16 protein-coding genes are annotated in these 25,778 nt (G+C 38.5%); 5 read left to right on the top strand and 11 right to left on the bottom strand.

The features are described from left to right. Positions 1-683 precede the first annotated feature (683 nt). The 5 genes from sbcB to mukF form a co-directional block, all read right to left on the bottom strand. Positions 684-2,105 carry an exodeoxyribonuclease I gene (sbcB, locus tag ADA56_RS00765; protein WP_049368760.1) on the bottom strand — a complete coding sequence of 474 codons (1,422 nt, stop codon included), beginning with the start codon at positions 2,103-2,105 and terminating at the stop codon, positions 684-686. A 2-nt stretch (positions 2,106-2,107) separates the two neighbouring features. Beyond that, complete coding sequence (locus ADA56_RS00760; protein WP_049368759.1) at positions 2,108-2,980, bottom strand: DMT family transporter; 873 nt, start codon at positions 2,978-2,980, stop codon at positions 2,108-2,110. Positions 2,981-3,048: 68 nt separating this feature from the next. Then, a complete protein-coding gene (mukB, locus tag ADA56_RS00755) occupies positions 3,049-7,566 on the bottom strand; it encodes a chromosome partition protein MukB (RefSeq protein WP_049368758.1) in 4,518 nt (1,505 codons plus the stop codon). Further along, positions 7,566-8,318, bottom strand: coding sequence for a chromosome partition protein MukE (mukE, locus tag ADA56_RS00750; protein WP_049368757.1), 753 nt, complete (start codon positions 8,316-8,318; stop codon positions 7,566-7,568). The genes mukB and mukE overlap by 1 nt, the downstream gene beginning before the upstream one ends. A gap of 46 nt (positions 8,319-8,364) precedes the next feature. Continuing rightward, positions 8,365-9,699, bottom strand: coding sequence for a chromosome partition protein MukF (mukF, locus tag ADA56_RS00745; RefSeq protein WP_049368756.1), 1,335 nt, complete (start codon positions 9,697-9,699; stop codon positions 8,365-8,367). Positions 9,700-10,126: 427 nt separating this feature from the next. Here mukF and ADA56_RS00740 point away from each other — a divergent pair, with 427 nt between their 5' ends. The 4 genes from ADA56_RS00740 (at position 10,127) to ADA56_RS00725 (ending at position 15,084) form a co-directional block, all read left to right on the top strand. Beyond that, positions 10,127-11,938 carry a YadA-like family protein gene (locus tag ADA56_RS00740; protein ID WP_049368755.1) on the top strand — a complete coding sequence of 604 codons (1,812 nt, stop codon included), beginning with the start codon at positions 10,127-10,129 and terminating at the stop codon, positions 11,936-11,938. A 278-nt stretch (positions 11,939-12,216) separates the two neighbouring features. Beyond that, positions 12,217-12,990, top strand: a complete 774-nt coding sequence (locus ADA56_RS00735; RefSeq protein WP_049365484.1) for an FNR family transcription factor — start codon at positions 12,217-12,219, stop codon at positions 12,988-12,990. A 136-nt stretch (positions 12,991-13,126) separates the two neighbouring features. Continuing rightward, the gene (gene uspE / locus ADA56_RS00730) at positions 13,127-14,050 is read left to right on the top strand and encodes a universal stress protein UspE (RefSeq protein WP_049368754.1); all 924 of its coding nucleotides are present in this window, start codon (positions 13,127-13,129) and stop codon (positions 14,048-14,050) included. Between the two features lie 197 nt (positions 14,051-14,247). Next, positions 14,248-15,084: a DUF4198 domain-containing protein gene (locus tag ADA56_RS00725; protein WP_049368753.1), complete on the top strand. Its 837-nt coding sequence runs from the start codon at positions 14,248-14,250 to the stop codon at positions 15,082-15,084. Positions 15,085-15,121: 37 nt separating this feature from the next. Here the strand turns inward: ADA56_RS00725 and ADA56_RS00720 are convergent, their stop codons facing one another. Together ADA56_RS00720 and topA are read right to left on the bottom strand one after the other, a co-directional pair. Beyond that, the gene (locus ADA56_RS00720) at positions 15,122-15,682 is read right to left on the bottom strand and encodes a TIGR00730 family Rossman fold protein (protein WP_049368752.1); all 561 of its coding nucleotides are present in this window, start codon (positions 15,680-15,682) and stop codon (positions 15,122-15,124) included. A 1-nt stretch (position 15,683) separates the two neighbouring features. Continuing rightward, positions 15,684-18,290 carry a type I DNA topoisomerase gene (topA, locus tag ADA56_RS00715; protein ID WP_049368751.1) on the bottom strand — a complete coding sequence of 869 codons (2,607 nt, stop codon included), beginning with the start codon at positions 18,288-18,290 and terminating at the stop codon, positions 15,684-15,686. Positions 18,291-18,387: 97 nt separating this feature from the next. Between topA and ADA56_RS00710 the strand changes: the two genes are divergently transcribed. Further along, positions 18,388-19,287, top strand: coding sequence for a LysR family transcriptional regulator (locus ADA56_RS00710; protein WP_049368750.1), 900 nt, complete (start codon positions 18,388-18,390; stop codon positions 19,285-19,287). A 29-nt stretch (positions 19,288-19,316) separates the two neighbouring features. Here ADA56_RS00710 and rnm read toward each other — a convergent pair whose 3' ends face one another. The 4 genes from rnm to pepN form a co-directional block, all read right to left on the bottom strand. Continuing rightward, a complete protein-coding gene (gene rnm / locus ADA56_RS00705) occupies positions 19,317-20,144 on the bottom strand; it encodes an RNase RNM (RefSeq protein ID WP_049368749.1) in 828 nt (275 codons plus the stop codon). Further along, entirely contained in the window at positions 20,145-21,164 is a 1,020-nt protein-coding gene (gene pyrD, locus ADA56_RS00700; protein ID WP_049368748.1) for a quinone-dependent dihydroorotate dehydrogenase, read from the bottom strand. It abuts the gene before it with no gap. A gap of 131 nt (positions 21,165-21,295) precedes the next feature. Then, positions 21,296-22,906 (bottom strand): ABC transporter substrate-binding protein, encoded by a 1,611-nt coding sequence (locus ADA56_RS00695; RefSeq protein WP_049368747.1) that lies wholly within the window; start codon positions 22,904-22,906, stop codon positions 21,296-21,298. A 150-nt stretch (positions 22,907-23,056) separates the two neighbouring features. After that, a complete protein-coding gene (gene pepN / locus ADA56_RS00690; RefSeq protein WP_049368746.1) occupies positions 23,057-25,666 on the bottom strand; it encodes an aminopeptidase N in 2,610 nt (869 codons plus the stop codon). Positions 25,667-25,778 lie beyond the last annotated feature (112 nt).

Genomic DNA, 25,778 nt, shown 5'->3' with positions numbered 1-25,778 from the left:
AATGAGAATAGTCAAGTATTTTTTTAAAATTATTTCTATAAGTCACTAATAACAAAAGAGAAATCAATGTTAATTATTCTCATTTAAGTGATATATGTAAAATAAATTCTCATTATCAGATCAAGAATAATGAAATCTGCAGAATTGATGTACGCAATTGTATTCAGAATTCACATAGCGTTATCTACAAATTTCATACTAATTCTAATTATTCCATTTCAAAGACATCCATTTATTTCTTTTATATCCACAACCCAAAATCACCTTATTTTGAGTAATGCATGAAATAGGATAGTCACTTATATTGATTTGTGACATATTTATATATACAATTTAACATAATATACATTATGCGAAATCAATTACAAGGTTAGTGAGGGCTACGTGTTAATAAGATCACAGAGTTATGCACAGGTTTCAAACACCACTCAAACGATGCAGAATCTAGCTCCATAACACCTTTCAATAAGATTAAATAATGATTTATGCACTCTAAAGTTGTTATGTAAGGAAAAAATAAAGACGTTTATATGTATCAAATAATGACAACGTTACGTGAATTCTGCGTTATTTTATGAGGTGAATATCATCAGATTTAAAAAAGAAAAACGTAAATCTCAGGGATTAAGATTTACGTTTTTGATGAATGATATTTATGTGACTATGTCACGATATGTATAAGGTTAAGATAACAGTTTTGCTCCGTATTCATAAATCTGTTGCAGTAAATTCAGTTTGGTTGGATTATCCGAATATTCCTCTGCTAACTGCTGTAAACTTTCCTCAAATTTAACCGCACTTTGTTCTAATTTACGTTGGCGATATTTTTGCCATTTGATTTGCTCAGCACGATTTAAGGTTTTGTAGAAATGTCTTGCACGATAATGGAACAACAATTCAGGAATCCGTTTATCTTCAAATGCTAAACCATGTTCAGCTAATTTCTCGGCCGGTAAATCCCGTAAAATAGCCATATTGTTTTTATCCGCATTGCTAAAGAAACCGTTATAAAGCTCAGTTTCTACATTATCACTCGCCTCAAATTCGCGCTCTTCTGAGAAGATTTCAATAACTTTCTCGCGTATATCTAAGGATTGACGCAATTTTGCTAAATTATCTAAGCATTGTTGTCTGTCTATCCCTAAACGAGCCGCATTTTCAGGTAGTAAAGTTTTTGCAGGCGCCAAAATTGAGCATTTATTAATATGAACCAATTTTAATGGAACTGATGAAACTCCCCTTTCTTCTAGCTCACTTTTCTTGGTATATAAATCTTGTCGCAAATCAACCGCACTTTTACTGAGTAAATTATCAATATCACCTGATAAATCACAGACGATTACGGCATTTTGATTAGTTGGATGCCATGCTAATGGTGCCACCCAAGCACAATTACCGCGATAATTCCCTAACATACCTGAAACATGCACTAATGGTGTCATTTCAGCTGTATCGATCAGTTTCTCAATTTCCTTTTTACCTCTATGCTCAAAGAAGAATTGAAATAATTTAGGCTGCTTTTCTTTGATTAATTTAGCCATAGCGATGGTTGCATACACATCCGCCATTGCATCATGAGCATTTTCATGTTCAATACCATTTGCCTTGGTTAGTTTTTCTAAGCGAAAGCTCGGCATACCATCATCGTCATAATCCCAATTAATCCCCTCAGGACGCAAGGCATAGCAGGCTCGAACCAAATCCAGTAAATCCCAACGAGAATTGCCATTTTTCCAGCTATACTCATAGGGATCGATGAAATTACGGTAAAAGGTATAACGAGTCATTTCATCGTCATAACGAATGTTGTTGTAACCCATCACACAAGTGTTAGGTTGTGAAAACTCAGCTAGAATTTTTGCGGCAAATTCAGGTTCAGGAATCCCCTTTTCATTACATTCTTGTGGCGTGATTCCTGTGACCATTACCGCTTCTGGAGCGGGCAAATAATCATTGGTTTGCTTGCAATACAGCATAATAGGCTCACCAATGATATTGAAATCTGCATCGGTACGAATACCCGCAAATTGAGCTGGACGATCACTTGCCGGATTGATACCAAAACTTTCGTAATCGTAGATAAAAAAACTAAAATCTGTTGCCATAATTAAGCCAAAATTTTATCTAAATAATATAAACAGAAAATTGCTGAAAGGCTGATAATCACGCCAAACCAGTTAATTTTGCTGATTTTTTCTTTGAAGAAAAATGCGCCAGTGATGGTGCCTAAACAAATAACACCAATGTTCATTCCCGCAAAAACTAAGGTTGGGTTTTGTCCGAAGCTTTGGTGCGCTTTAATGTAAAATAGGATATTGAAGAAATTTAACACACCTAAAATGATTCCACCAATAAAGCTTGGTACAGTCCATTGAGTGCGTTTTAGGAATAAATAAAGGAACATGACACAAGCAGCTAATGAGAAAGCGATGAATAATGTGGTTGGGAATGCCCCCCCACTTTTGGCTACTTGTTTGAATAAGATATCAATGGTGCCATAACCAAACCAAACACCGATTAAGCCTAAAATACCTTTAAAAGTGACCGCACTTTGTTCATTTGATTTATTCAAGATACAGAATAAACCAATGAATGCCAAAATAATGCCAACGAGTTTGGGCTGACTTAATGTTTCATGGAAGATAATAAAAGAGGCAACAATCGGTAGAAATAACGATAAGCGTTGTGCTGCATCTGAACGCACGATACCCGCAAATTCAACGGCTTTAGACATAATGATAAATACGGTTGGTAATAAAATCCCTAACGCTAGGAAAATAGGGGTGCTATCACTTTGTGCTAGATATTCAGTAAATTCTAATCCTTTGAAATCAGGTTTGAGTAAGAAATAGCTTAATGAAATGGCGACAATATAGTTAAACGCAATGGCTTGTTCAATAATGATATTTTTCTTGCGAGCAACTTTGAGTAATACCGATACGGCAACACTACATAGAATGGCAAAAATAAGATTGTGCATAATTCGTCCTAAATTCTCATAAAAATAACAATGAAAAAAGCGGCCAATGCTTTGACCGCTTTAAAAAACTACTCTGTTGCGCCAAAGCCACGCAAACCAACCACATGAACTTGTTCTTGGTTGCCGGCGATTTTACGCACCAGTTTATAGGTTGTCCCTTTTTCAGGGCTGATATTCTCTGGCGCGGCAATAAGTAATTGCATATCCAAACGTTCGCAAAGTTCGAACAAGGTGGAAATAGATTTACCATCTAAACGAGCCGCTTCATCCAAGAAGAGTAAACGACATGGCACAATGTCTTTACCGCGAATACGGCGACTTTCCTCTTCCCAGCTTTGTACTACCATTAATAGGATAGACATACCGGTACCGATCGCTTCACCGGTCGATAATGCACCACTTTCAGCACGTAACCAGCCATCAGCACCACGGAATACTTCAACTTCTAACTCGAGGTAATTACGGTAATCCAATAATTCTTCACCGATAGTTTGTGCTGTGCGTTGGCCCATATCAATATGCGGGTTAATGCGTTGATAAAGTTTCGCAATGGCTTCAGAGAAGGTAATACGATTATCACTGAATAAATCTTGATATTCTTCCTGTTTACCTGACAGCGCATCAAGCAACATCGCATGTGTATCGCGAATATTGACCACTAAACGTACTGATTTCACCTGACCGAAGGCAATATTTTGTAGACCTTGGTTCAACATTCGAATACGATTTTGTTCACGTTGAATGGTTTTACGCATAATATTCGCCACACTTTCAGAACTGATCGCCAATTTTTTCTCACGGCCAGTCAATTCTTCTGTTAAACGATTAAGCTCAATTTCCATTTGCTCAATTGCATCAATCGGATCATCCGTTTTAATAATATCCTGACGAATACGTTCACGAAGATGTTGATATACAGCAATGAAGAAGCGGACTTTATTTTCCGGTTTGCGGCTGTCTTCAGAAATACGCAATGCATCGCGGAGATATTCATTATCAGCCACCGCAGTACGTAACGCACCTAAGGCTTTATCTGACATTGAACGTAACTCATCAGCAGATAAATAAGCTAACTCACGACGATTGAGTCGTTTTTCCACATCAGAATTGCGAGATAAACGGAGAACCACGCACCAGCTGACTTTCGCTGCCACAACCAATTCGCGTTGCGTTTTATAATCACGTTCTGCTTTACGAATACGTTTATTTAAGTTCTCCGCTTCACTTTCAATGAGTGTTAATTGTTTTTCGACATAAGAACGACGTTGACGGCTAGTTGAAAGTTGTTGATACAACTCATCACGGCGATTTCTTGCACGTTCCTCTGCCCCTTCATCAGCACGCACGCCCAATTCACCAATCTCAGCAATTAATTCTTTCAACAATTGATTTTTACTGTCATAAGAACTTTGCAATTGAATAAATACTTGGTTGTATTGTGCAAATTGACTTTGCTTTTGACGTAATTGTTCACGTTGAGTATTACGTTGTGACTGCAATTGTTCCAAACGTTGACGAAGTTGCTCATTAAGCTCTGAGGTTTCCGCTTGCCCTGCATCTTCATAACTAAAGTGATTTTTGCGTTGCACCACATCCGCTAAAGCAAATACACGTTGTTGTACTTGTTTTTGACGTTCAATCGCTTGGGTTAAATCAGCTTTTAAGCGTTCATAGTTTTCTGGATCGCTTTGTAAGGTATTTGCAATCGGCTCTAATTGTGACAACGCAACGCCATGTTGACGAATAAAGCTTTCATCTTGCTCTGCAATATCTAGTTGTTCATGGCACTCTTCAATGCGATCAAGTAATTCCTCATCAGCAAGCAAGTTAAGCTGTGGCATTAACTTATTCAACAATTGCATTTTTTCTTTGGCATTATCCAATTTAATGCGAATTTGTTGTTCAGTGCTGGAGAATTGATTGAGCTCGCGATCAATTTCATTGCGTTCTTGATTGATTTCCGCCATCACCTCTTCAGGGTTTGGTTGGAATGCAAGGGCTAGATGTAAGCCAACAAATTGACTAAAGTGTTCGTGTAAACGTTGACATTTTTGTACATCAAAGGCGATTTGTGCGTATTTTTCCGCAATCTCATCACGTTTAGCTTGTAATTCTTCTAAATGTTTTTCACGTGCAGCACGGCCGAATAATGGAATTTGCGGGAATTTTGAATAACGCAATTCACGATCAGATACTTGCACCACAACGCCCATTTCAAGTTCTTGGGCTGAAAGTACGCTGTCATCAAAGGCATTTGGGTCACCTTCGATTAAATATAAATCGTCTGGACAATCTTCTAAATTGGCTAATTGTTCGCGTATCGTGTTGAGATCTCGCACAACAATAGCATGACGGGCAGGACCATAAAGTGCCGAGAAATAAGGTGCATCTTCAATTGGTACATCATCATATAATTCAGAAAGCAATACCCCACCAAAACGTTCTGCAAGCACATTTAAACGAGCATCTTCAGAACCATCTGGTTGGCTTAAACGAGAAATTTGTTCGTCTAATTGTTGACGTTGTTTCTCTAAATTGTCACGTTGAATAGTCAATTCACGTTCTTTCACCAATTGTGATTGCATAAAATGCATTACATCTTGGCTATGCTCGAAGGTTTCACCACTTTGCTCTTGTAAACGTTCTAAAGCGGCTTGAGCAGTTAACCAAGCCGGTGCTTTACGAGCATTTTCTTCGTAAAGTGCGGTCAAACTTTCACGTTTTTGACGTAAGATTGAACGGTTTTCTACTTGCTCAGCAAGTTCCTCATTCAAACTTTCAATGAGTTCTTCTTGTTCAGCGTGGTATGCTTCAAGTTCATCAGCGGTTTCTAAAGATAAATCAGCACGTTGATTAAAATCAGCCAATAATTTAACCGCACTTTGTTGTTGAGCATAGCGCTGCTCTAACTCATGTAATTTCGCGCGTAATTGCGGGGTTTGTTGCGCTTGAATTTTTTGCGTTGGATATTCACGCAATAATTCTTTAGCACTTTCCCAAGCACTTGAACGCGTCATATCGCCAGCAATTTTGCACACCAACTGATAGGCTTTATCAAATTGCGATTTAGCCGCTTCAGAAATAGACATTTTATGTTCTAACTCAAGCACTTGCTCGGTAAGACTTTCTGCATGGGCAGCAAATTCCGCATGGTAATCTTCCGCATTTTTCACACTCAAATCCGCTAAACCACATAAGGTTTTTGCTTTTTCAAGCGCGGCAATTGCTTGTTGATATTGCAATGCACGGGTTTGTTGTGCGTCTAATGCTTGTTGATAATCCGCAAGTTGCGCACGTACTTGGTCAATTTCAAGTTCAGTTTGCTCAAATTGTGCTTGGCTTTCTTCAAGCTGTTCGGTTGCGGTTTCCACAACCATTTTTTGTTCTTCTAATTTTTCTGTAAGCTCAGCCACATCTTCTTGATAACGCGATATTTTTTCTTGATGACGTAACGCATTTAATACCAAGTTTAGATGATCAGCCGCACTTTGGTGATCGACTTCTAAAGTACGTTCATTTTCTGTCAATTCAGCCGCTTCACGGCTTAAGTCAATTAAGCGATGTTGTGATAACTCTTGCTCTGCTTTTGCTTTATACCAATCACGACGAAAACCTAAAGCCGCTTCAATATTGCCACGACGTTCATTGGCATTACGCATATAATCTGATGCCACATAATTAGTGGTTTCGGTGATTAAATGTTTGAATAAATCACGGTCAGATTGCGTAACTTTAATTGCTTCAAGGGTCATGCGGTTTTCACGTAACGCACTTTCCATATCTTGGAAGGCTTTGCGCACACCAAGGTTTTCCGGCAATAAGTAATCACGTAAAGAACGGGTAATGGCACTGGAAATACCACCGTATAAAGAAGCTTCAATTAATTTATAGAATTTGCTACGGTCTGAGGCACTGCGTAAGCGTTTTGGAATAATGCCCAAATCAAACATCATGCCGTGATAATCGGTGATAGAATGATATTGCTTAAATTGCGCACCAAGGTTTTCAATTTTATCTTTTAATTCATTTAAATTGAGTACGCGCGCTTGACGTTCACCGACTGTTTCGGTGAAAAGTGCGGTCGGATTTAAGGATAATTCCACTCCTTGAATTGAGAACGTTTTTAAATCGACTTTCTTATCACGACCCGCAATTTGTTGCAGGCGTACACCCACGAGAATTCGTTGGTGACGAGAGTTGATGGTATCCAATACTGCGTAACACACACCTGGACGTAATTTACCGTGTAAGCCTTTATCACGAGAGCCGCCTGTCGAGCCAGCCTCAGTGGTATTACGGAAATGCAATAAGGTTAGGTCTGGAATTAATGCTGTGACAAAACCTGCCATGGTTGTGGATTTACCGGCACCGTTACCACCGGAAAGTGTGGTCACCAATTCATCCAAATCAAAGGTGCGGGCAAAGAAACCATTCCAGTTAATTAAGGTTAGTGAACGGAATTTACCACGTTCTACCCCATTATGTTGGTTTAATACAGGAGCAATAAATTCTTCTTCAACCTGTTCAGTTGATTGCTCAGGTTCGTCTTGATAGATTTCGTTTTCAAGTTCTAATACATCAGACATTATTCTTGTTCTCCTGCATCATCAAATTCTTCATCAATTTCAACCGCACTTTCTTCATTATCGAGATCATCAGCATTGCTTGCCGCTTTTGCTTGCTTTTCGAGTTCGAGAGATTGCGGTGTGGCTGCTTCCCCATCACGAATTAAGCGAGCTTGTGCTTCTAACGGGTCATCACCAGAACGTACTTCAGCACCGAAACGGAAAACTGATTCTGAAATAGTAAATTTACCGCTATGCTGTTCGCCTACGGTATGAATCATGCCTAAACGGCGTAAACGACCGATCGCCGCGCGTACTTTTTCAGATAATTTTTGCTTATCTAAATCTGAACCGCTAGATCGCTGATTGACGGCTTTCAATAATTTGCCTTCGTCTGCCAAGTTGAGTAATTCGTCATAGACTTCTTGCGTACTGAAGATACCTTGCTGTGCCAAACGTTCTGGGCTTAAATACAAATAGCAAAGCACTTTTCCTACCAACATTTCTAATTCGGAAAGCACTGAACGAGCAATTAAGGTCGTCGCTTTTGGACGTAAATAGAAAAAGCCTTCTGGAGCACGAATTAATTCCACGTTGTAACGGCGGTAAAAGCCATCCAATTCATTTTGGAAATCCATCAAAAAAGCATGATTATCTAATTGATCTGTGCTGATATGGCGACCTGAGCGCAATAAACTGTCCACTGCCGGGAAAATAGGATTTGCAATGGCATTTGCCAATTTCGGGGAAATTACATCTTGAATATCTGTCATGGTTAATTTCTCATTTTATGAATTCGTTTTTGGGTAAGCCACGAAATTAATATTTATCAATCACATGCGCTTGCACTTCTGCGCCGTAATCGTTAATTTCCTGCCATTGCGGATAAAGACCGGCTAAATCATCATTTGCCATACCTAAACGCACTGCTTGATCCACAATAATACGTGCCACATCAAAATGACGAGAAAGTGGATAAGCTTCTAATTGTTCTTTTAAGACTAAACTTAAATCAATTGGACGATTATTTTCACGGTATTGAATGAGTAAGCCTTGCATATGTTCGACGATTTGATCATGTAAATCAGCCAAAGACTCATATTGCAACTCTTCAGGTAATTCACCCAATGCGTCATCTTCACGTAATGCCATTTCTTCATCACGCAGATCGACCAAACGTTCCGCTTGAGCTGTCCATAAGAACCAAGGATGATCGAAATAGCTGTGGATAGAATTACGCAAGCGTTGTGAGAATACACGGTTTTTATCCATATCAATGGCGGTACGGATAAATTTATGCACGTGACGGTCATAACCAATCCATAAATCAATGGCTTGTTGTCCCCAGCTAATAATACGGTCAAGCTTGGATTGTAAATCAGTGATTAATTGTTCAATAAAATACAGCTCATCATGGCCAATCACACAATCTTGAATACGTAATAATTGAGCCTGTAACTTATCACCTGCGGCATTTAAAGTATCTTGTAACTCACGTAAATTGCCTGAGGTTTCATCTAATAAACGTTCACAGCTAGAAATTGCTGCCTGCCAGTCTTTGGTAAGCAAATTCGCAATTTCTTCTTTAATGCTTTGCTGATTTTCATCCATCACACGTTGTGATAAATCGATACTATCGAAAATCTCTGCTACTGAATATTTTAACGGAGCGAAAACATTACGACGCCAAAAGTGCTCATTCTCCCCTTTTGCTGTAGCTTCTTCTGCTGCATCAGATGCACGCTGTATTTCATCAGCCACAATAGAAAGCTGTACAGAAAGACGCAATGCAGAAAATTCACGCTGACGAATATAATAATCTGATACGCCAACACCCAGTGGGGTGAGACGATAAATGGAAAGCCCTTCAGTGAATTCACTACTAAAACGATTGAGAAAACGCTGTTTCACCAATTCATTGATGGCATTATTAGCACGGGTAGCAATCGCGTCCGTTGATTGGTCAAAGGCATTGGCTGTATGGCGGAAAATATCCACTAAATCAGCTTCTAGCATCTCACCGTCTAAACGTTCGTTGTTATAAATGGCAATGGCCAATAAAAACACCAAACGCTCTGTCGGCAGATTTAACGAAAATTCCCGCTCTTTCGCCCATGAGACGAGCTCAGGAATGGTTTGTGAGGTTTCGATCATTCGGTTACAAAAGCTTAAAATTGAACAAAAAATTTCTGAGATTATACAGGATTTTTTCTCAATCTTGAAAATCTTCTTGCAAATTGACCGCACTTTTTAAATTTAAAATATCCTTAAGTAAAATAAGGAAATATATTTTCTAACAATCGAACGATATTCAGACAAAATTTACAATTCTTTACAAAATAACCATGCTCATTTACTTTTCTATACAAAAAAACCTATCTATAATCGTTGTCTGGGTACGCAATCGTTTACTGAATAGAGAAAAAATGACATTTGCAATCTCTAATAAGACATTACAAATCATATAGTTAATCCATTCTTCAATGCGTCCTATTATAGTATTTATGTATATTTACACTGCTCTAATGAAATTCTTTTATCACATGTATGTAATTAAAGAAGAAACTCAAGCGAGGACATTATGAAAAATTTTAAATTTAATGCTATCACGGCATTAATTATGGGGGTGAATGTTGCTGTAGCGAATGCTGCTGATGGAAACATTCTGAATATCACGACACAAGACGCTGTTAATGCAAACAAAACAATAGAAGCGACTAACGTTAAAGGTCCTGGACATACGGCTATTGGTCAGCAAAACCAAATCTATTCTATTCCTGCTGCTGAAGCTGAAGAAAGCCAAGGTTCAAGTTCTGCCATCGGTAATCAAAATGTGGTGAAAGGTGAACAAGCCAATGCGATTGGTGATGGAAATGATGCATATGGTCATTTTACTCAAAGCGTTGGTGATGATAATAAAGTTTATGCCGATCATTCTCTTGGATATGGTGCACATAATAAAGTCGGTGCTCAACGAGCAAAAGGCACCCCAGAAAAAGATGTTGTTGTGGATAAAAACACAAGTAAAGCAAGTGTATTTGGTTTAAATAATGTCGTTTTAGGAAAAGAGGTTCTAGCTCTAGGTAATAACAATAATGTAAATGGTGAAAACTCTACAGCCATTGGTACTCAATCTACTGCAGATGGAATTAATACACTTGCAATTGGTACAGGAGCTAAAGCTCATGTAACCAACCCAGCAGCGGCAAATTCAAACAAACCAGGTAACTTAGTTGCAATTGGTACAAGTGCAGAGGCAACAGCTGCGGAAACTGTAGCTATTGGTCAAGCAGCAAAAGCTAGTGGTCAAAATAGTAATGCTTATGGTTCACAAGCCAATGCAAGTGGTACAAGCTCATTGGCTGTAGGTACTGGTTCTGTAGCCTCTGGCGATTCAGCTGTAGCGATTGGTAACGATTCAACTGTTACAGGCGGCTCTGCTGTTGCTATTGGTGCATCAGCAACATCTACAGGTAAATGGTCTACTGCACTAGGCGATTCAGCTAATGCTAAAGGCGAAAAAAGCGTAGCCTTATCCAAAGACTCTTATGCAAAAGATGATAACTCTGTTGCCTTAGGCTCTGGCACTATTACTCGTTCAGCAACAAACGTAACCACTGCAACCGTAAACGGTATTACATATAGTGGTTTTGCTGGTAACAGTAATAATATAGCCGTTGTTTCTGTTGGTTCAGACAAAACTGAAACTTACACACCACCAGATCACTCAACTCCAGGTCGTACAGTAACTATTACGCCACATACACGTCAAATTATTAACGTAAGTGCAGGTGAAATTTCTGCCACTTCTACCGATGCAATTAACGGTTCTCAACTTTATATGGTTGCAGACCAAGTAGGTAAAAACAAAGCGCGTATTGATAATATTCGTGTGCGTACGTCTGACGTAAAAGTAAAAGCGGGTGACAATATTAATGTACAAGAAGCTTATGATGATGCTAACCAAGTGAAAACTTATACTGTTAGCACAGCAAAAGACATCAAAGCGGATTCTTACACTGTCAATAATTCAAGCGTTCAAATCAATCAGAATGGCATTAATGCAGGTGATAAAAACATCACTAACGTTGCGGATCCAAAAGCCCCAACTGATGCAGCAAACAAACGTTATGTTGATAATAAAGTGAACAAAGTTGATCGCAAAACTCGTGCTGGTATTGCTGGTGTTGCTGCAATCGCTTCTGCTCCATCTGCACGTAAAGATGGCAAGAGCATGGTGTCAACTGGGGTTGCTCATCACCGCGGTGAAAGTGCAATTGCAATTAAAGCATCTCGTAACTCTGATAACGGTCATTGGTCAACCAACGTGAACGGTGCTGCAGATACTCGCGGTCAATTTACTGTGGGTGCAGGTGTCGGTTACGAATGGTAATCTGACTTAAACTTTAAAACAAAGAGCCACAAAATCGTGGCTCTTTTTTATACTCTAAAATAATGAAAAATTTGACCGCACTTATTGCAATATATATCGCCAAACAAATGCACTGACCAAAATAATCAACATGATAATAATTTGTATTAAACGTTTTTTGGTTAATTTTTCTGCTGCCATACCTATTTACTCGTAGATAACTTCTTAAATTGACTATTTAGTGGTAGAATAATTGCGTTAGATCAATTTTACACTATATTTATCGATTTGAGGAACTAATGAAGAATTTCGTTTCAGAAACCAAATCAGGGCGCAGAGTTCAATCTGGTGGTTGTGCGATTCACTGCCAGGATTGCAGCATTAGTCAACTTTGTATTCCTTTCACATTGAACGAACATGAGCTCGATCAGCTTGATAACATCATCGAGCGTAAAAAGCCTATACAAAAATCTCAAGTCCTTTTTAAAGCGGGCGACACGCTCAATTCTATTTATGCGATTCGTTCCGGTACCATTAAAACTTATACCATTAGCGAAGCCGGTGAAGAACAAATTACCTCTTTCCACTTACCAGGCGATTTAGTCGGTTTCGATGCGATCACGAATATGCAACATCCGAGTTTTGCACAAGCATTGGAAACGGCAATGGTATGTGAAATTCCCTTTGATATCTTAGATGATTTATCTGGCAAAATGCCGAAACTTCGTCAGCAAATTATGCGTTTAATGAGTAGTGAAATCAAAAGCGATCAAGAAATGATTTTATTACTGTCTAAAATGAATGCTGAAGAACGTTTAGCCGCATTCATCCATAACCTATCTAAACGCTATTCTGCTCGAGGTTTCTCAGCGAAAGAATTCCGTTTAACCATGACTCGCAGCGATATTGGTAATTACCTCGGCCTAACTGTTGAGACGATCAGTCGTTTGCTCGGTCGTTTCCAAAAATTAGGTGTACTCTCTGTGCAAGGTAAATACATTACCATTAATGATATTAATGCCTTGATTGATTTAACAGGTGTACATAAAACCAAAATCCAGTTAGTGGAATAGATAAAAAGCGTGAGTTTTCACGCTTTTTTAGTATTTGAGACAAAAAACTTGTACAAAATCACTTTTTTTATAATAGGTTCTTGTCATCACTTAAAATCTTTTCTATCCTATTGATATCTCATATCTTGGAGGCTTTATGAAATTTAATAATATTCTTGTTGTACTTAATCCTGATAATGAAAAACAATATGCACTTGCCCGTGCAGTTCGTCTTGTTAAAGAGCAACAAAATGAAACAAAAGTAAAAATCACCGCTCTGTTGAGTGTCTATGACTTATCTTATGAAATGTCTGCACTTCTTTCTTCAGAAGAACGTAGTCAAATGCATGAAACAGCCATTGAGCAACAACGTCAAGCCGTACAATTTTATTTAGATAAATATGCAGATCCAGAAATTGAGTTTGAATCTCACATTGTATGGAGCAGTAATGAAGCAGATGCAATTCGCGAAGAAGTTGAAAAGAATCAATACGACCTCGTTGTAAAATACACCAAAGATGAAGAAAGCTTCACTTCATTGATTTTCACACCAGTAGATTGGCAATTATTACGTAAATGTCCAATTCCAGTATTAATGGTCCGTGATGGTGACTGGAAACACCAACGCCGTATTTTAGTCGCCGTGAATGTATCGGGTGAGCAAGAATATCAAGATGAATTTAACCGAGAGTTAGTTTCAACAGGCATGAGTTTAGCGGAAAATTTAAACCGTGGTAATGTACATTTAGTGGCCGCCTACCCTGTTGCGCCAATTAATATGGCGATTGATTTACCTGAATTTAATACTTCAGGTTATGAAAATGGTATTCGTGGTCAACACCTTATCAATATGAAAGCCTTACGTCAAAAATTTGGTATTGATGAGGATCATACCCATGTACGCGAAGGTTTCCCTGAAGAGGTGATTCCTGAAGTGGCGAAAGAAATTGAAGCTGAATTAGTGATTTTAGGCACAGTGGGAAGAACAGGCTTATCTGCAGCGTTATTAGGTAATACGGCTGAACATGTAATTAGTAAATTAAGCTGTAATTTATTAGCCATTAAACCATCTAAAAAATAAGCCTATTTAGCTTTTTATTTAAAATAAGTGCGGTCAGAAAAAAATCGGTTTTATTGACCGCACTTTTTTGTTAAAAAAATGTGAAGTTCCTCACAAAATCAACTTTTTTCATTCGTCTCATCATTTCTTTTTCGTTATACTCGTCCGCCCTATCGAAGACTTTCTATAAATTGATTTATTATTAAAAAGGAAAGATAATGAAAAAAACATTAATTGCAGCACTACTTGGCTTCTCTGCGCTTGCGCAAGCCCATGAAGTTTGGGTTGCAACACCAGCACAACTTGCTTCTAATAGCGTTTTAAAAGCTGATTTAGCTTATGGTGACTACCCCTACGTTGAAAAAATTCCTGAAAAACGTCTCGCGATTTTTCCACCGATGGAACTCATCAATCAAGATGGTGAAATGCAAACATTAGTACAAAAAGGTGAAAACTACCAATATCAATCAGAAAAACCGTTAAAAGACGGTTCATATTGGGTAACAGCTACTTATAAACCAACTTTCTGGTCACAAAATAATGAAGGTTGGAAAATGGATAACTTACAAGACACACCAAATGCATTCTATTGCGAACAAACTCAAATGTTTGGTAAAGCCTTTACTGTAGTGGGCAAAAAACCATTAAATGCAGATATGGCAATGACACGCCTCGGCTTACCACTTGAAATTGTGCCACTCAAAGATCCAAAAACAATTAAAGCAGGCGAAGCTTTCCCTCTTCAAATTTTCTATAAAGACAAACCACTTGCGGGCGAAACGATTATTGCAACGTCTGATACCTTTGTCGTAAAAGATATGGAAGCGGCAACATCTCACCGTGAACCACAAGCGTTTTCAGGTAAAACAGATAGTGAAGGTAAAGTTAACTTTATCCCATTAATTGAAGGTGCTTGGAAACTTAAAGTGATTCACAAAGAACCATTTGAAGATCAAAAGGTGTGCCAACAATCGGCAAATTACGCAACGTTAATTTTACCTGTTGGTAAAGCGCGTGCTAAATTACCACCAAAACCAGAACATCATCACCATTAATCATAAAAAAAGTGCGGTCAAATTTAACCGCACTTTTTTAATATGTTCTTAACGCTGGAGGTTGGTAATGTTCAATAAAGGTTTCGATTTCTTGAAGATTATTCGAGAATAAAATCTTCTCAAAATCACCTTGAGTAAAGAAGCCTTCTTTCACCATATGGCTAAAAAAGGACTTTAGTGAATCAAAATACCCCTTTTCATTAAACAGAATACAAGGATTGTTATTTTTTCCAATTCGCGCCCAAGAAATCACTTCAGCAATCTCTTCTAAAGTGCCTGGTCCGCCAGGCAAAGCAATATAAGCATCACCAAGCTCAACCATTTTATTTTTTCGCTCAGACATGCTTTCAACAACCACGGTCTTGGTCAAATTAGGATGTGAAACTTCTCTGTCTTGTAAAAATTGAGGAATAATGCCAATTACTTTGCCTTGATGAGCGAGCACAGTATCAGCAACCACGCCCATTAATCCTAATTTTCCGCCACCATAAACTAAAGTATGTTGACCATCTGCAATCCATTTACCTAATTTTTCTGCGGCAGTCTGATAGGCAGAATCATTACCTAAACTCGCACCGCAATAAACCGTGATGTTCATCCTACTTTTTCCGTTCTACCCATTTTCCATCAATATAATCCACAATCCATTTTGTGGCTTTACCATTCTTTTCAGAAGTCACATATTGATGTTTTTCTTTACGGCTGAAACGGATAATCGCTTCATTGCCCTCTGGGTCTTTTTGTGGCGCATCGGCTAAATAACGTAATTTTTCTGGTAAACGATCACGATAAAGGGCTAATTCCGCCACTTTTGCTGGGCGTGTTTCACGTGATTTCGGGAAGTTATGTGCAGACATAAACACACCACTAGCACCATCACGCAATACAAAATACGCATCAGATTTTTCACATTTCAATTCAGGGAAATGAACCGGCTCTTCTTTTGGCGGTGCAACCTCGCCGTTTTTCAAAATCTTACGGGTGTTATCACAATTGGTACAGCCCATATATTTCCCAAAACGACCGAGTTTCAAGTGCATATCAGCACCACACTTGTCGCATTCTACAATCGGACCGTCATAGCCTTTAATTTTGAATTGGCCTTGTTCAACCAAATAACCATCACAATTTGGATTATTACCACAAATATGTAATTTACGATATGGGTCAATGATATAGCTATCCATCGCCGTGCCACATTTCGGACAACGTTTACGATCCATTAAGGCTTTGGTCTCAGAAGCCTCATCCAATACATTGAGTAATTCTGCTTCTGGAATGAGATTAATCGTGGTTTTACAACGCTCTTTCGGTGGTAAAGCATAACCAGAACAACCAAGGAATACACCGGTACTTGCTGTGCGAATCGCCATTTTTCGGCCACAAGTTGGACAATCAATATCGGTGAGTACAAGGCTATTCGGCTTCATTCCACCTTCTAATTCGTCCAATTCAGCCGTAGAAAGTTGGGTAGAGAAATCTTTGAAGAATTGATTTAACTCAGCCTTCCAATTTTTCTCACCGGACGCAATTTGGTCTAGTACGTTTTCCATGTTGGCAGTGAAATCATAGCTCATCAAATCAGTAAAAGATTGATTTAAGCGATCTGTAACGATTTCGCCCATTTTCTCTGCGTAGAAACGGCGATTTTCAATGCGCACATAACCACGTTCTTGAATAGTCGAAATAATTGCCGCATAAGTGGAAGGGCGACCAATACCACGTTTCTCCAATTCTTTAACTAATGCTGCTTCGGTAAAACGAGCGGGCGGTTTGGTAAAGTGTTGGCTTGGTGAAACCGTTTTTAGTGCTAATGTTTCGTTCAAACTCACAGCCGGTAAAATTTGGTCTTCGGGATTTTTACCTAATTGTGGCAAGACTTTTGTCCAACCATCAAAACGTAAAATACGGCCTTTGGCTTTCAATTCATAATCGCCAGCCATTACGGTAACGGTTGTACTGTCATATTGTGCAGCCGGCATTTGGCAGGCTACAAATTGACGCCAGATTAAATCATACAAGCGCACCGCATCTTTATCCATGCCACTTAAATGATCTGCGAGCGTTTTTACATCAGAAGGACGAATCGCTTCGTGCGCTTCTTGTGCGTTTTCTTTGCTCGAGTAGAAATTCGGTTTAGCGGGCAAATAGTCTTTGCCAAAATGACTTTCAATATAAGAGCGAGCCATATTTAATGCATCTTGGCTCAAGTTGGTAGAGTCCGTACGCATATAAGTGATGTAACCGGCTTCATATAAACGTTGTGCCAACATCATAGTTTTCTTCACCCCAAAACCTAAACGCGTACTTGCAGTTTGTTGTAAGGTTGAAGTAATAAATGGTGCTCTTGGTTTAGAACCTGTTGGTTTTGTTTCTAAATCTGTGACAACGTAATGTGATTTGTTTAAGAAATCGACCGCACTTTGGGCTTCTTTTTCATTTTTAGGCTCAAATTTCTTGCCTTTATATTGCACAACATCCAAACGCAAGTCTTCTTTCTTTCTCGTTTGGGTCAGCGCTTCAATTTCCCAAAATTCTTCCGGTTGGAATGCTTTGATTTCACGTTCACGCTCTACCACCAATTTCACGGCAACAGATTGCACACGTCCGGCAGATAGTCCTCGTGCCACTTTTTTCCATAATAATGGCGACACCATGAAGCCTACCACGCGGTCTAAGAAACGACGGGTTTGCTGAGCATTAACCTGATCCATATTAATGTGTGCAGGATGCTGGAATGCTTTTTCTATCGCTTTCTTCGTAATCTCATTAAATACAACGCGACTAAAACGGCTATCATCACCGCCGATCACTTCGCGTAAATGCCACGCGATAGCCTCTCCTTCTCTATCCAAGTCGGTTGCGAGATAAATATGATCGGATTTTTTAGCAAGGGATTTTAACTCGGCTACCACTTTTTCTTTGCCTGGTAGAATTTGGTAATTGGCTTTCCAATCGTCATAGGGGTCAACCCCCATACGTTTCACTAAGGCCGCACGGTCTTTTTCTGCTTTAATTTTGTTTTTTTCTTCCGCACTTAATCCTTTAGTGGAAACTGGTTTAGCTTTCTCGCCTGTGCTACTCCCTGCTGTAGGCAAATCACAAATATGCCCTACGCTGGATTTCACCACATACTGGCTACCTAAATATTTATTGATGGTTTTCGCTTTGGCCGGCGACTCCACAATCACTAAAGATTTGCTCATTTGCTTACCTAAAATATAACTAGAATTCTGTAAAATTGGCGATATACTGCAAACTTACGCCGATAAAATCAAGCTTTTTTTCAAAAAGGATTTATAAATGGATAAACTCAATGCAATTTCGGTTTTCTGTAAAGTAATCGAAACGCAAAGTTTTACACAAGCCGCAAACCAACAGAATATTTCTGTGGCCATGGCGAGTAAACTAGTTTCACAATTAGAAGAACATTTAAAAACACGATTATTACAACGTACAACACGAAAAATTGTACCAACTGAAGCTGGTATGCTTTATTATCAACGTTGCCAAGCTATTTTATTAGATTTAAGCGAGGCTGATTCTAGCATTAGTAATATGGCGACAAGCTTACAAGGTAATTTATTAATCTCTGTGCCTCGTGATTTTGGCTTGCTTTATATATCGCCTAACTTGCCTAAATTTATTGAACTTCATCCCAATTTACACGTAGAAATTGAATTTGAAGATAAACGTGTCGATCTTGTTGCTGAGGGCTATGACTTAGCATTACGGATTGGCTATATGCAAGATAGCTCACTTGTTGCGCGTAAAATTAGTAGCTCCCCTATGCATTTTGTTGCCTCTCCAAGTTATTTAGAAGCACGAGGCACACCATTTACACCTGACGATTTAGAATATCACCAAGGTTTACTTTATAAATCATCGTTAAATCAAGTACATTGGCAATCAACAAAAGCCAATCAAATTCAACGGTATAAAATTCAATCTAAAGTGGTTTCCAATAATGGTATGGCATTGTTAGAAATGACAAAAGCGGGATTGGGCATCAGTAACTCACCTAGTTTCTTTGTCAAAGATGCGCTTGCTTCAGGTGAGTTAGTTGAAATTTTGTCTGAATATAAACAAAAACCTTTAGATATTTATGTGGTTTACCCAAATCGTCGTCATTTACCAGCTAAAGTTCGCGCATTTATTGAATTTCTCGCGAGCCTCGGTTTGTGTGAGAACAGTCAAATATAAAAAATAAGGGCGAATTTAACCGCCCTTTATTATTCAAATAATGTCCAAATCGGTTTTACCTCTTCAGGTAAAAACAAATTCTTTCCAAGTTCAATCCATCCACAAGGAAAATGAAAGTCCGAGCCTAAAGAGGCGGCTAAGTCATATTCATTGGCTAAACGCGCAAGATATTGACGCTGATCTTTAGTTTGTCCACTATCTGCGACTTCCATACCATCACCGCCCCATTGTTTGAAATCAATAATTAGTCGACGAATCCATTTTCCTGTCATGTTATAACGCATAGGATGGGCAATGACTGCGACACCACCTGCTGCATGAATCGTATCAATCGCCGTTGGAATATTCACCCATTCAGCTTTGACAAAACACGATTTGCCACCGCCTAGATAACGCTTAAAGGCTTGGCCATCATTTGAAACCTTTCCGATTTGTACCAAATAACGCGCATAATGGGCACGAGTCACTTCCCCATTGGCTAACGCTTTTGCGCCTTCATAGGCATTGGGAACGCCTGCTTTTTCTAATTTATGGCCAATTTCAACCGCTCTTTTTTCTCTCAATGATTTTTGTTCGGCTAAAAGTGTGGTCATTTTAGGATGTGTTTTATCAAAATTTAATCCAACAATATGGATGCCACGACCTTCCCAATTCGTTGAAATTTCCACGCCATTAATCAGCTCAATACCTAATTTATCTGCTTCAATTTTAGCCTCATCAATACCCATCACGGTGTCGTGATCACATAAAGCAAGCACATTGACACCTTGCTCATGAGCTCGTTGCACAAGCTCCGTAGGCGTTAAAACACCATCTGAGGCCGTACTATGGCAATGTAAATCATATTTTTTTGTCATTTATTTAATCGCTTTCACTAATTCTTTAACTAAGCTTGGACCGTGATAAATCAAACCCGAATAAACTTGTAACAATTCAGCACCTGCTGCAATCTTCTCTTGTGCATTTTGTACACCGTCAATACCACCACTCCCAATAATCGGAATTTGACCTTTCAGCTCTTGATGCAATCTTTGAATAATTTCTGTACTTTTCTGCTGTAATGGTTTTCCACTTAAGCCACCTTGTTGTTCCGCATTTTTCAAACCTGCGACGTTGTCACGTGAAATCGTCGTATTAGTCGCAATTACCCCATCCATTTGATGACGAAGTAAGGTATCTGCAATTTGAACGAGCTCGCTCTCGGATAAATCAGGTGCGATTTTTACTGCAATCGGTACATATTTGTTATATTGCTCAGCTAATACTTTTTGACGCTGTTTTATACTTTGCAATAAATCATCAAAGTAATCACCATACTGTAATTGGCGTAAATCCGGAGTGTTCGGTGATGAAATATTTACTGTAATATAATCCGCATAGTTATAAGCTTTGTTTAAGCAAAATAAGTAATCATCTTTACCCTTTTCAAGGGGCGTGATTTTATTTTTACCAATATTAATCCCAATTACGCCATCAAATTTTGCCTTTTTAACATTTTCGACCACGTAATCAATGCCATAATTATTGAATCCGTTACGGTTAATAATCCCTTCTGCTTCCACTAAACGGAATTGACGAGGTTTTGCATTTCCCTCTTGCGCTAAAGGCGTAACCGTTCCTACTTCAATAAAACCAAATCCCATCGCACCAAATCCATCAATGGCTTCGGCATTTTTATCTGCGCCCGCTGCTAACCCAATAGGATTTTTAAAGGTAATGCCCATTACTTGCTTAGGTGTGCCTTGTGGACAAGCCAAAAGCTGCTTTAATAAAAATTGGCAAGGTGATTTACCCGCTAAATGCAATGATTTAATCACTAAATCATGGGCGGTTTCAGGATCAAGGGAAAAAATGGCTTTACGGATTAAAGAATACATACTCGTTTATCTCTCAGGATAGTTCACTGTAAATGGAAAGTGCGGTTAATTTTACCGCACTTTTGTTGAAAAGTTGTGTTGCATTTTAAAATGAAAGCAAAGTATATGCAACGAAAGGTACTTAGATAACTCTACTTGCGAATATAAAGCTCCTTGGTATAAACATAATCCTGTGGATTATGCATTGGGAATCCACCTACTGCTGGGTTGATGACTTTAATCAATGGTGAATAGAATATTGGGATTAGAGGCGCGTCTTCCGCAATAATTAGCTCTGCTTGTCGATATAATGCGGCACGCGTCTTGTCATTTAAAGTACTTTGTGCTTCTTTCATGATTTGATCAAATTTCTCATTCTTCCAATGCCCCACATTTTCTGGAGATGTTGAAACTAATGAATTAAGAAATGCTGATGGTTCATTATATTCTGCATCAATTGACATACGGGATAATTGGAAATTACCGACATTGCGTTCCCACAAGTAGGTTTTCCATTCCATCGTACGTAATTTTACATCTGCACCTAATTGTTTCTTCCATTCAGAAGCGAGCGCCAACGCCACTTTTTCATGAGTTGCATACTTATTATAAAAAATTTCAAATTGAAGCGGTTTTTTTTCACTATACCCCGCTTCATTTAATAATTTTTTAGCCTGCGCTATTCTTTCTGTTAATGGCTGATTTAATTCAGCAATATTTGGCGCATTAAAACCATCAACTTCTGGTGGTGTCAATGTTGCTGCTGGTTTGCGCAAACCAATAATATGCTCGGCAATCAATGATCTATCTAAAGTAAGATATAACGCCTTGCGTACTTTTTCATTATCAAATGGAGGTTTAGCCACGTTGAATGTATAGAATTCCGTGGTTAATCGAGGCACGACAATCAGTGCATCCGGTGTGTGTTTTTGAATATGCGGTATTTGCTCCACTGGTATCCAAGTTAAATCCAATTCTTTAGCTTGGTAACGTTGATAGGCAGAAGCCAAACTTTCTTGAAATAGATATTCTGAAGTATTAATGAGCGTATTTTTATCATTCCAATAAAATGGATTACGTTCCGCTGTAATTTTCTCGTTAATTGTCCATTGTTTTAATTTATAAGCACCATTACTCACGATATTTTGAGGAGTTGCCCATTTATCACCAAATTGTGTCAATTTATGATGGGGAACAGGGAACATTGTTGGATATGCCAGTAGTTGTAAGAAGTAAGGTGTGGCTTGGGTTAGTTTGATTTCAAGTTGTTTATCATTAATCGCCTTAATACCCAACGCACTTATAGGCTGTTTACCTTGCATCACTTCTTCTGCATTTAAAATATGTGCCTTTGTTAAATAATTTGCATTAGGGCTACCAAATTTAGGATCAACTGCACGTTGCCAACCTAGCACAAAATCTCGAGCAGTTACTGGTGTACCGTCCGACCATTTTGCATCACGCAATGAAAAGGTATAAATTTTCCCATCGTCAGAGACTGTCCATTTTTCTGCTTGTGCAGGCTGCACTTGACCATTTTCATCCAACCAAATTAACCCTTCAAATAAATCAATCACAATTTGGGCAGCGGTATTTTCTTGTACCAATTGGGGATCAAGAGAACCAGGATCACTATGTGTATTTTGACGGAAAATCTGTGTTTCAGAAAGTGTTGTACTAGCAGGCACAGTGGCTGAAAATGCTGTTGTTGAAAAAATGCCAAGCATCATACTGACCAGCACTGATGTTTTGTATGTTTTCATATAAAATCCTTATTAACTAATATGGCGAAATGCCATTAATCATTCTATCAAAGGCAATAAAAGAAAAGATTGATATAGTTAACAAATTTGAAAAAAATACGGAATGTCTTAGACATCCCGTATTGAATTTATGAAGTATCTGTGCAGAGATTATTGCAATGCTTTTTCAATCTTCTCAAATAAATCTTTTGAGAGATCTTCAACAGCACTTAAGCGTTCTAAGGCTCGTTTCATTAGTGTTTGACGTTGTGCATCAAAACGTGAGAAACGAATTAATGGTTCAATTAAACGCGCTGCTACTTGTGGATTTGTTTCATTTAAACGAATTAAGACATCCGTTAAGAAACGATAGCCTGAACCACTGATATGATGGAATGCTTTTAAGTTGTGATTTGCAAAGCTACCCACTAATGAACGTAAACGGTTTGGATTGTTGAAGTTAAAGCTTGGGTGATCCATTAACACTTGTACAATTTCCAATACGTTTTCATCTGGGCGAGTGGCTTGTAAAGCAAACCATTTATCCATGACTAAGCCATCATGTTGCCATTTTTGTTCAAAATCTGCTAACAAGGCATCACGGCAAGGTAATGCCGCTTTGGTTGCCATATTTAATGCAGCCAACGTATCTGTCATATTATTGGCATTATTGTAATGTTTTTGAACTACATTGTTGCCTAAATTGGTGTAAGCCAAGTAACTTAAACAAAGATTACGCATCGCTCGTAAGGCAATATCTTCTTGCGTCACTCGATAATTTTCAAGACGAATATGTGTATAAATACGTAGCAAATCTTCTTTCAAGTATTCTGCGATTTGTACCAACATAAATTCTCTTGCAGCAGAAATGCCATCTGGATCAATCGTTTTGAAGTTTTCAGCAAACTCAATATCTTTTGGCAAGGTTAGAATTAATGTGGCTAATTCGATATCCTGTTCGTAATTTTCCAATACATGCGCAAGTGCGGTCAAAACATCTGGTGAAATGTCAAAGGCCTCGCCTTGTTGGAAATGCGCCACATTACGACGTAATTCTTGAGTAAACAACATTTGTGCTGCATCCCAACGAGCAAATTGGTTATCTGCAAATTTAAGTAAACCTAATAACTGTTCTGTGGTGTAATCATAATCGAGCTTCACCGGTGCAGAAAAATCACATAATAACGCAGGAATTGGGCGACCATAAATGCCATGGAATTCAAAGACTTGATCTTTTTCTGTCACATTTAACACATCGCTTAGCAACTCACCGTTATGCTGTAACATTTGTTTCGTGCCTTTGGCATCGTAAAGCGCAATTTTCAATGGAATATGTAAGTTTACTTTTTCCATTTGGTCCGCTGTTGGTGGCGTAGATTGCGAAACCGTTAAACGATAAGTATGAGTTTGTTCATCATAGGCATCGCTAATCAATAATTCTGGTGTACCTGATTGACTATACCAACGACGGAATTGTGCTAAATCAACGTCATTTGCACGTTCCATTGCAGAAACAAAATCTTCACAGGTTGCCGCTTTACCATCGTTTTCAGCAATATAAAGTTGCATCCCTTTTTGGAAACCTTGTTCACCTAATAAAGTGTGCAACATACGAATCACTTCTGCCCCTTTTTCATATACGGTCACGGTATAGAAGTTATTCATCTCAATGACTTTTTCAGGGCGAATCGGGTGTGACATTGGGCTTGCATCTTCGGCAAATTGCACCGTACGTAAGAATTTCACGTTATTAATGCGATTAACGGCACGAGAGCCTGTATCAGATGAAAATTCTTGATCACGGAAAACCGTTAAACCTTCTTTCAAACTTAATTGGAACCAATCACGGCAAGTTACACGGTTTCCCGTCCAGTTATGGAAATACTCATGCGCAATTACGCTTTCAATAGCGAGATAATCATCATCGGTTGCGGTTTGTGGATTTGCCAACACAAATTTAGAGTTAAAAATATTCAACCCTTTATTTTCCATGGCACCCATATTGAAGAAGTCCACAGCAACAATCATGTAAATATCTAAGTCGTATTCTAAATTGAAACGGTCTTCATCCCATTTCATGGATTTTTTCAGGCTTTCCATTGCCCACGAAGCACGATCAAGATTGCCACAGTCAACATAAAGCTCTAAGGCCACTTCACGACCACTTTTTGTTGTAAAGGTATCTTGTAATAAATCAAAATCACCCGCCACTAAAGCGAATAAATAGCTTGGTTTCGGGAATGGGTCATTCCATTCAACCCAATGACGACCATCTTCTAATTCACCACTTGCAATGCGGTTGCCATTAGAAAGTAAGTAAGGATATTTAGTCTTATCTGCGGTAATTTTGGTTGTATAGCGCGCCAATACATCTGGGCGATCAAGCATATAAGTGATTTGACGGAAACCTTCTGCTTCACATTGTGTACAAATGCCCTCGCCAGATTGATAAAGCCCTTGTAAAGAGGTGTTTTGTGCAGGCTCTAAATTCGTCACAATTTCAAGTTCAAAATTGACCGCACTTTGATTGGTTAAATCTAACGTTAAACTTTCGTGGTCTTGATGATAATGTTTGAAATCTTCGCCATTGAATTTAATGGAGGCAAATTGGAAGCCATGACCATCTAATCGTAAATGGGTTGCTTCATCATTTAAACGTTGAAATGTTGTTTTTGCAGTGACAACGGTATGCTTAGGATCTAATTGAAAATCAAGGAAAATATCCGTAACCGTAAAATCAGGTTGTTTGTAATCTTTTCTATATTTCGCTTTAGCTAACATAATCTGCTCTATTTCTAAGAAAAAAACTCATATTAGGATAAGATTTTATGACAAAACTTGCAATGGAATTTTCAGTTTTTACCACATAGCAAACGTTTGCTTAAAAGTAGGT

Source organism: Parahaemophilus parainfluenzae, from assembly GCF_001055095.1.
GTDB classification, from domain to species: Bacteria; Pseudomonadota; Gammaproteobacteria; order Enterobacterales; family Pasteurellaceae; genus Haemophilus_D; species Haemophilus_D parainfluenzae_Z.
Note: the sequence above shows the minus strand (reverse complement) of the source record. Positions and strands in the feature narration are given on the sequence as shown.

What these genes read in the sequence shown, in the direction of transcription:
- sbcB (WP_049368760.1), bottom strand. Translation starts at nt 2,105, where the DNA reads ATGGCAACAGATTTTAGTTTTTTTATCTACGATTACGAAAGTTTTGGT.
- ADA56_RS00760 (WP_049368759.1), bottom strand. Translation starts at nt 2,980, where the DNA reads ATGCACAATCTTATTTTTGCCATTCTATGTAGTGTTGCCGTATCGGTA.
- mukB (WP_049368758.1), bottom strand. Translation starts at nt 7,566, where the DNA reads ATGTCTGATGTATTAGAACTTGAAAACGAAATCTATCAAGACGAACCT.
- mukE (WP_049368757.1), bottom strand. Translation starts at nt 8,318, where the DNA reads ATGACAGATATTCAAGATGTAATTTCCCCGAAATTGGCAAATGCCATT.
- mukF (WP_049368756.1), bottom strand. Translation starts at nt 9,699, where the DNA reads ATGATCGAAACCTCACAAACCATTCCTGAGCTCGTCTCATGGGCGAAA.
- ADA56_RS00740 (WP_049368755.1), top strand. Translation starts at nt 10,127, where the DNA reads ATGAAAAATTTTAAATTTAATGCTATCACGGCATTAATTATGGGGGTG.
- ADA56_RS00735 (WP_049365484.1), top strand. Translation starts at nt 12,217, where the DNA reads ATGAAGAATTTCGTTTCAGAAACCAAATCAGGGCGCAGAGTTCAATCT.
- uspE (WP_049368754.1), top strand. Translation starts at nt 13,127, where the DNA reads ATGAAATTTAATAATATTCTTGTTGTACTTAATCCTGATAATGAAAAA.
- ADA56_RS00725 (WP_049368753.1), top strand. Translation starts at nt 14,248, where the DNA reads ATGAAAAAAACATTAATTGCAGCACTACTTGGCTTCTCTGCGCTTGCG.
- ADA56_RS00720 (WP_049368752.1), bottom strand. Translation starts at nt 15,682, where the DNA reads ATGAACATCACGGTTTATTGCGGTGCGAGTTTAGGTAATGATTCTGCC.
- topA (WP_049368751.1), bottom strand. Translation starts at nt 18,290, where the DNA reads ATGAGCAAATCTTTAGTGATTGTGGAGTCGCCGGCCAAAGCGAAAACC.
- ADA56_RS00710 (WP_049368750.1), top strand. Translation starts at nt 18,388, where the DNA reads ATGGATAAACTCAATGCAATTTCGGTTTTCTGTAAAGTAATCGAAACG.
- rnm (WP_049368749.1), bottom strand. Translation starts at nt 20,144, where the DNA reads ATGACAAAAAAATATGATTTACATTGCCATAGTACGGCCTCAGATGGT.
- pyrD (WP_049368748.1), bottom strand. Translation starts at nt 21,164, where the DNA reads ATGTATTCTTTAATCCGTAAAGCCATTTTTTCCCTTGATCCTGAAACC.
- ADA56_RS00695 (WP_049368747.1), bottom strand. Translation starts at nt 22,906, where the DNA reads ATGAAAACATACAAAACATCAGTGCTGGTCAGTATGATGCTTGGCATT.
- pepN (WP_049368746.1), bottom strand. Translation starts at nt 25,666, where the DNA reads ATGTTAGCTAAAGCGAAATATAGAAAAGATTACAAACAACCTGATTTT.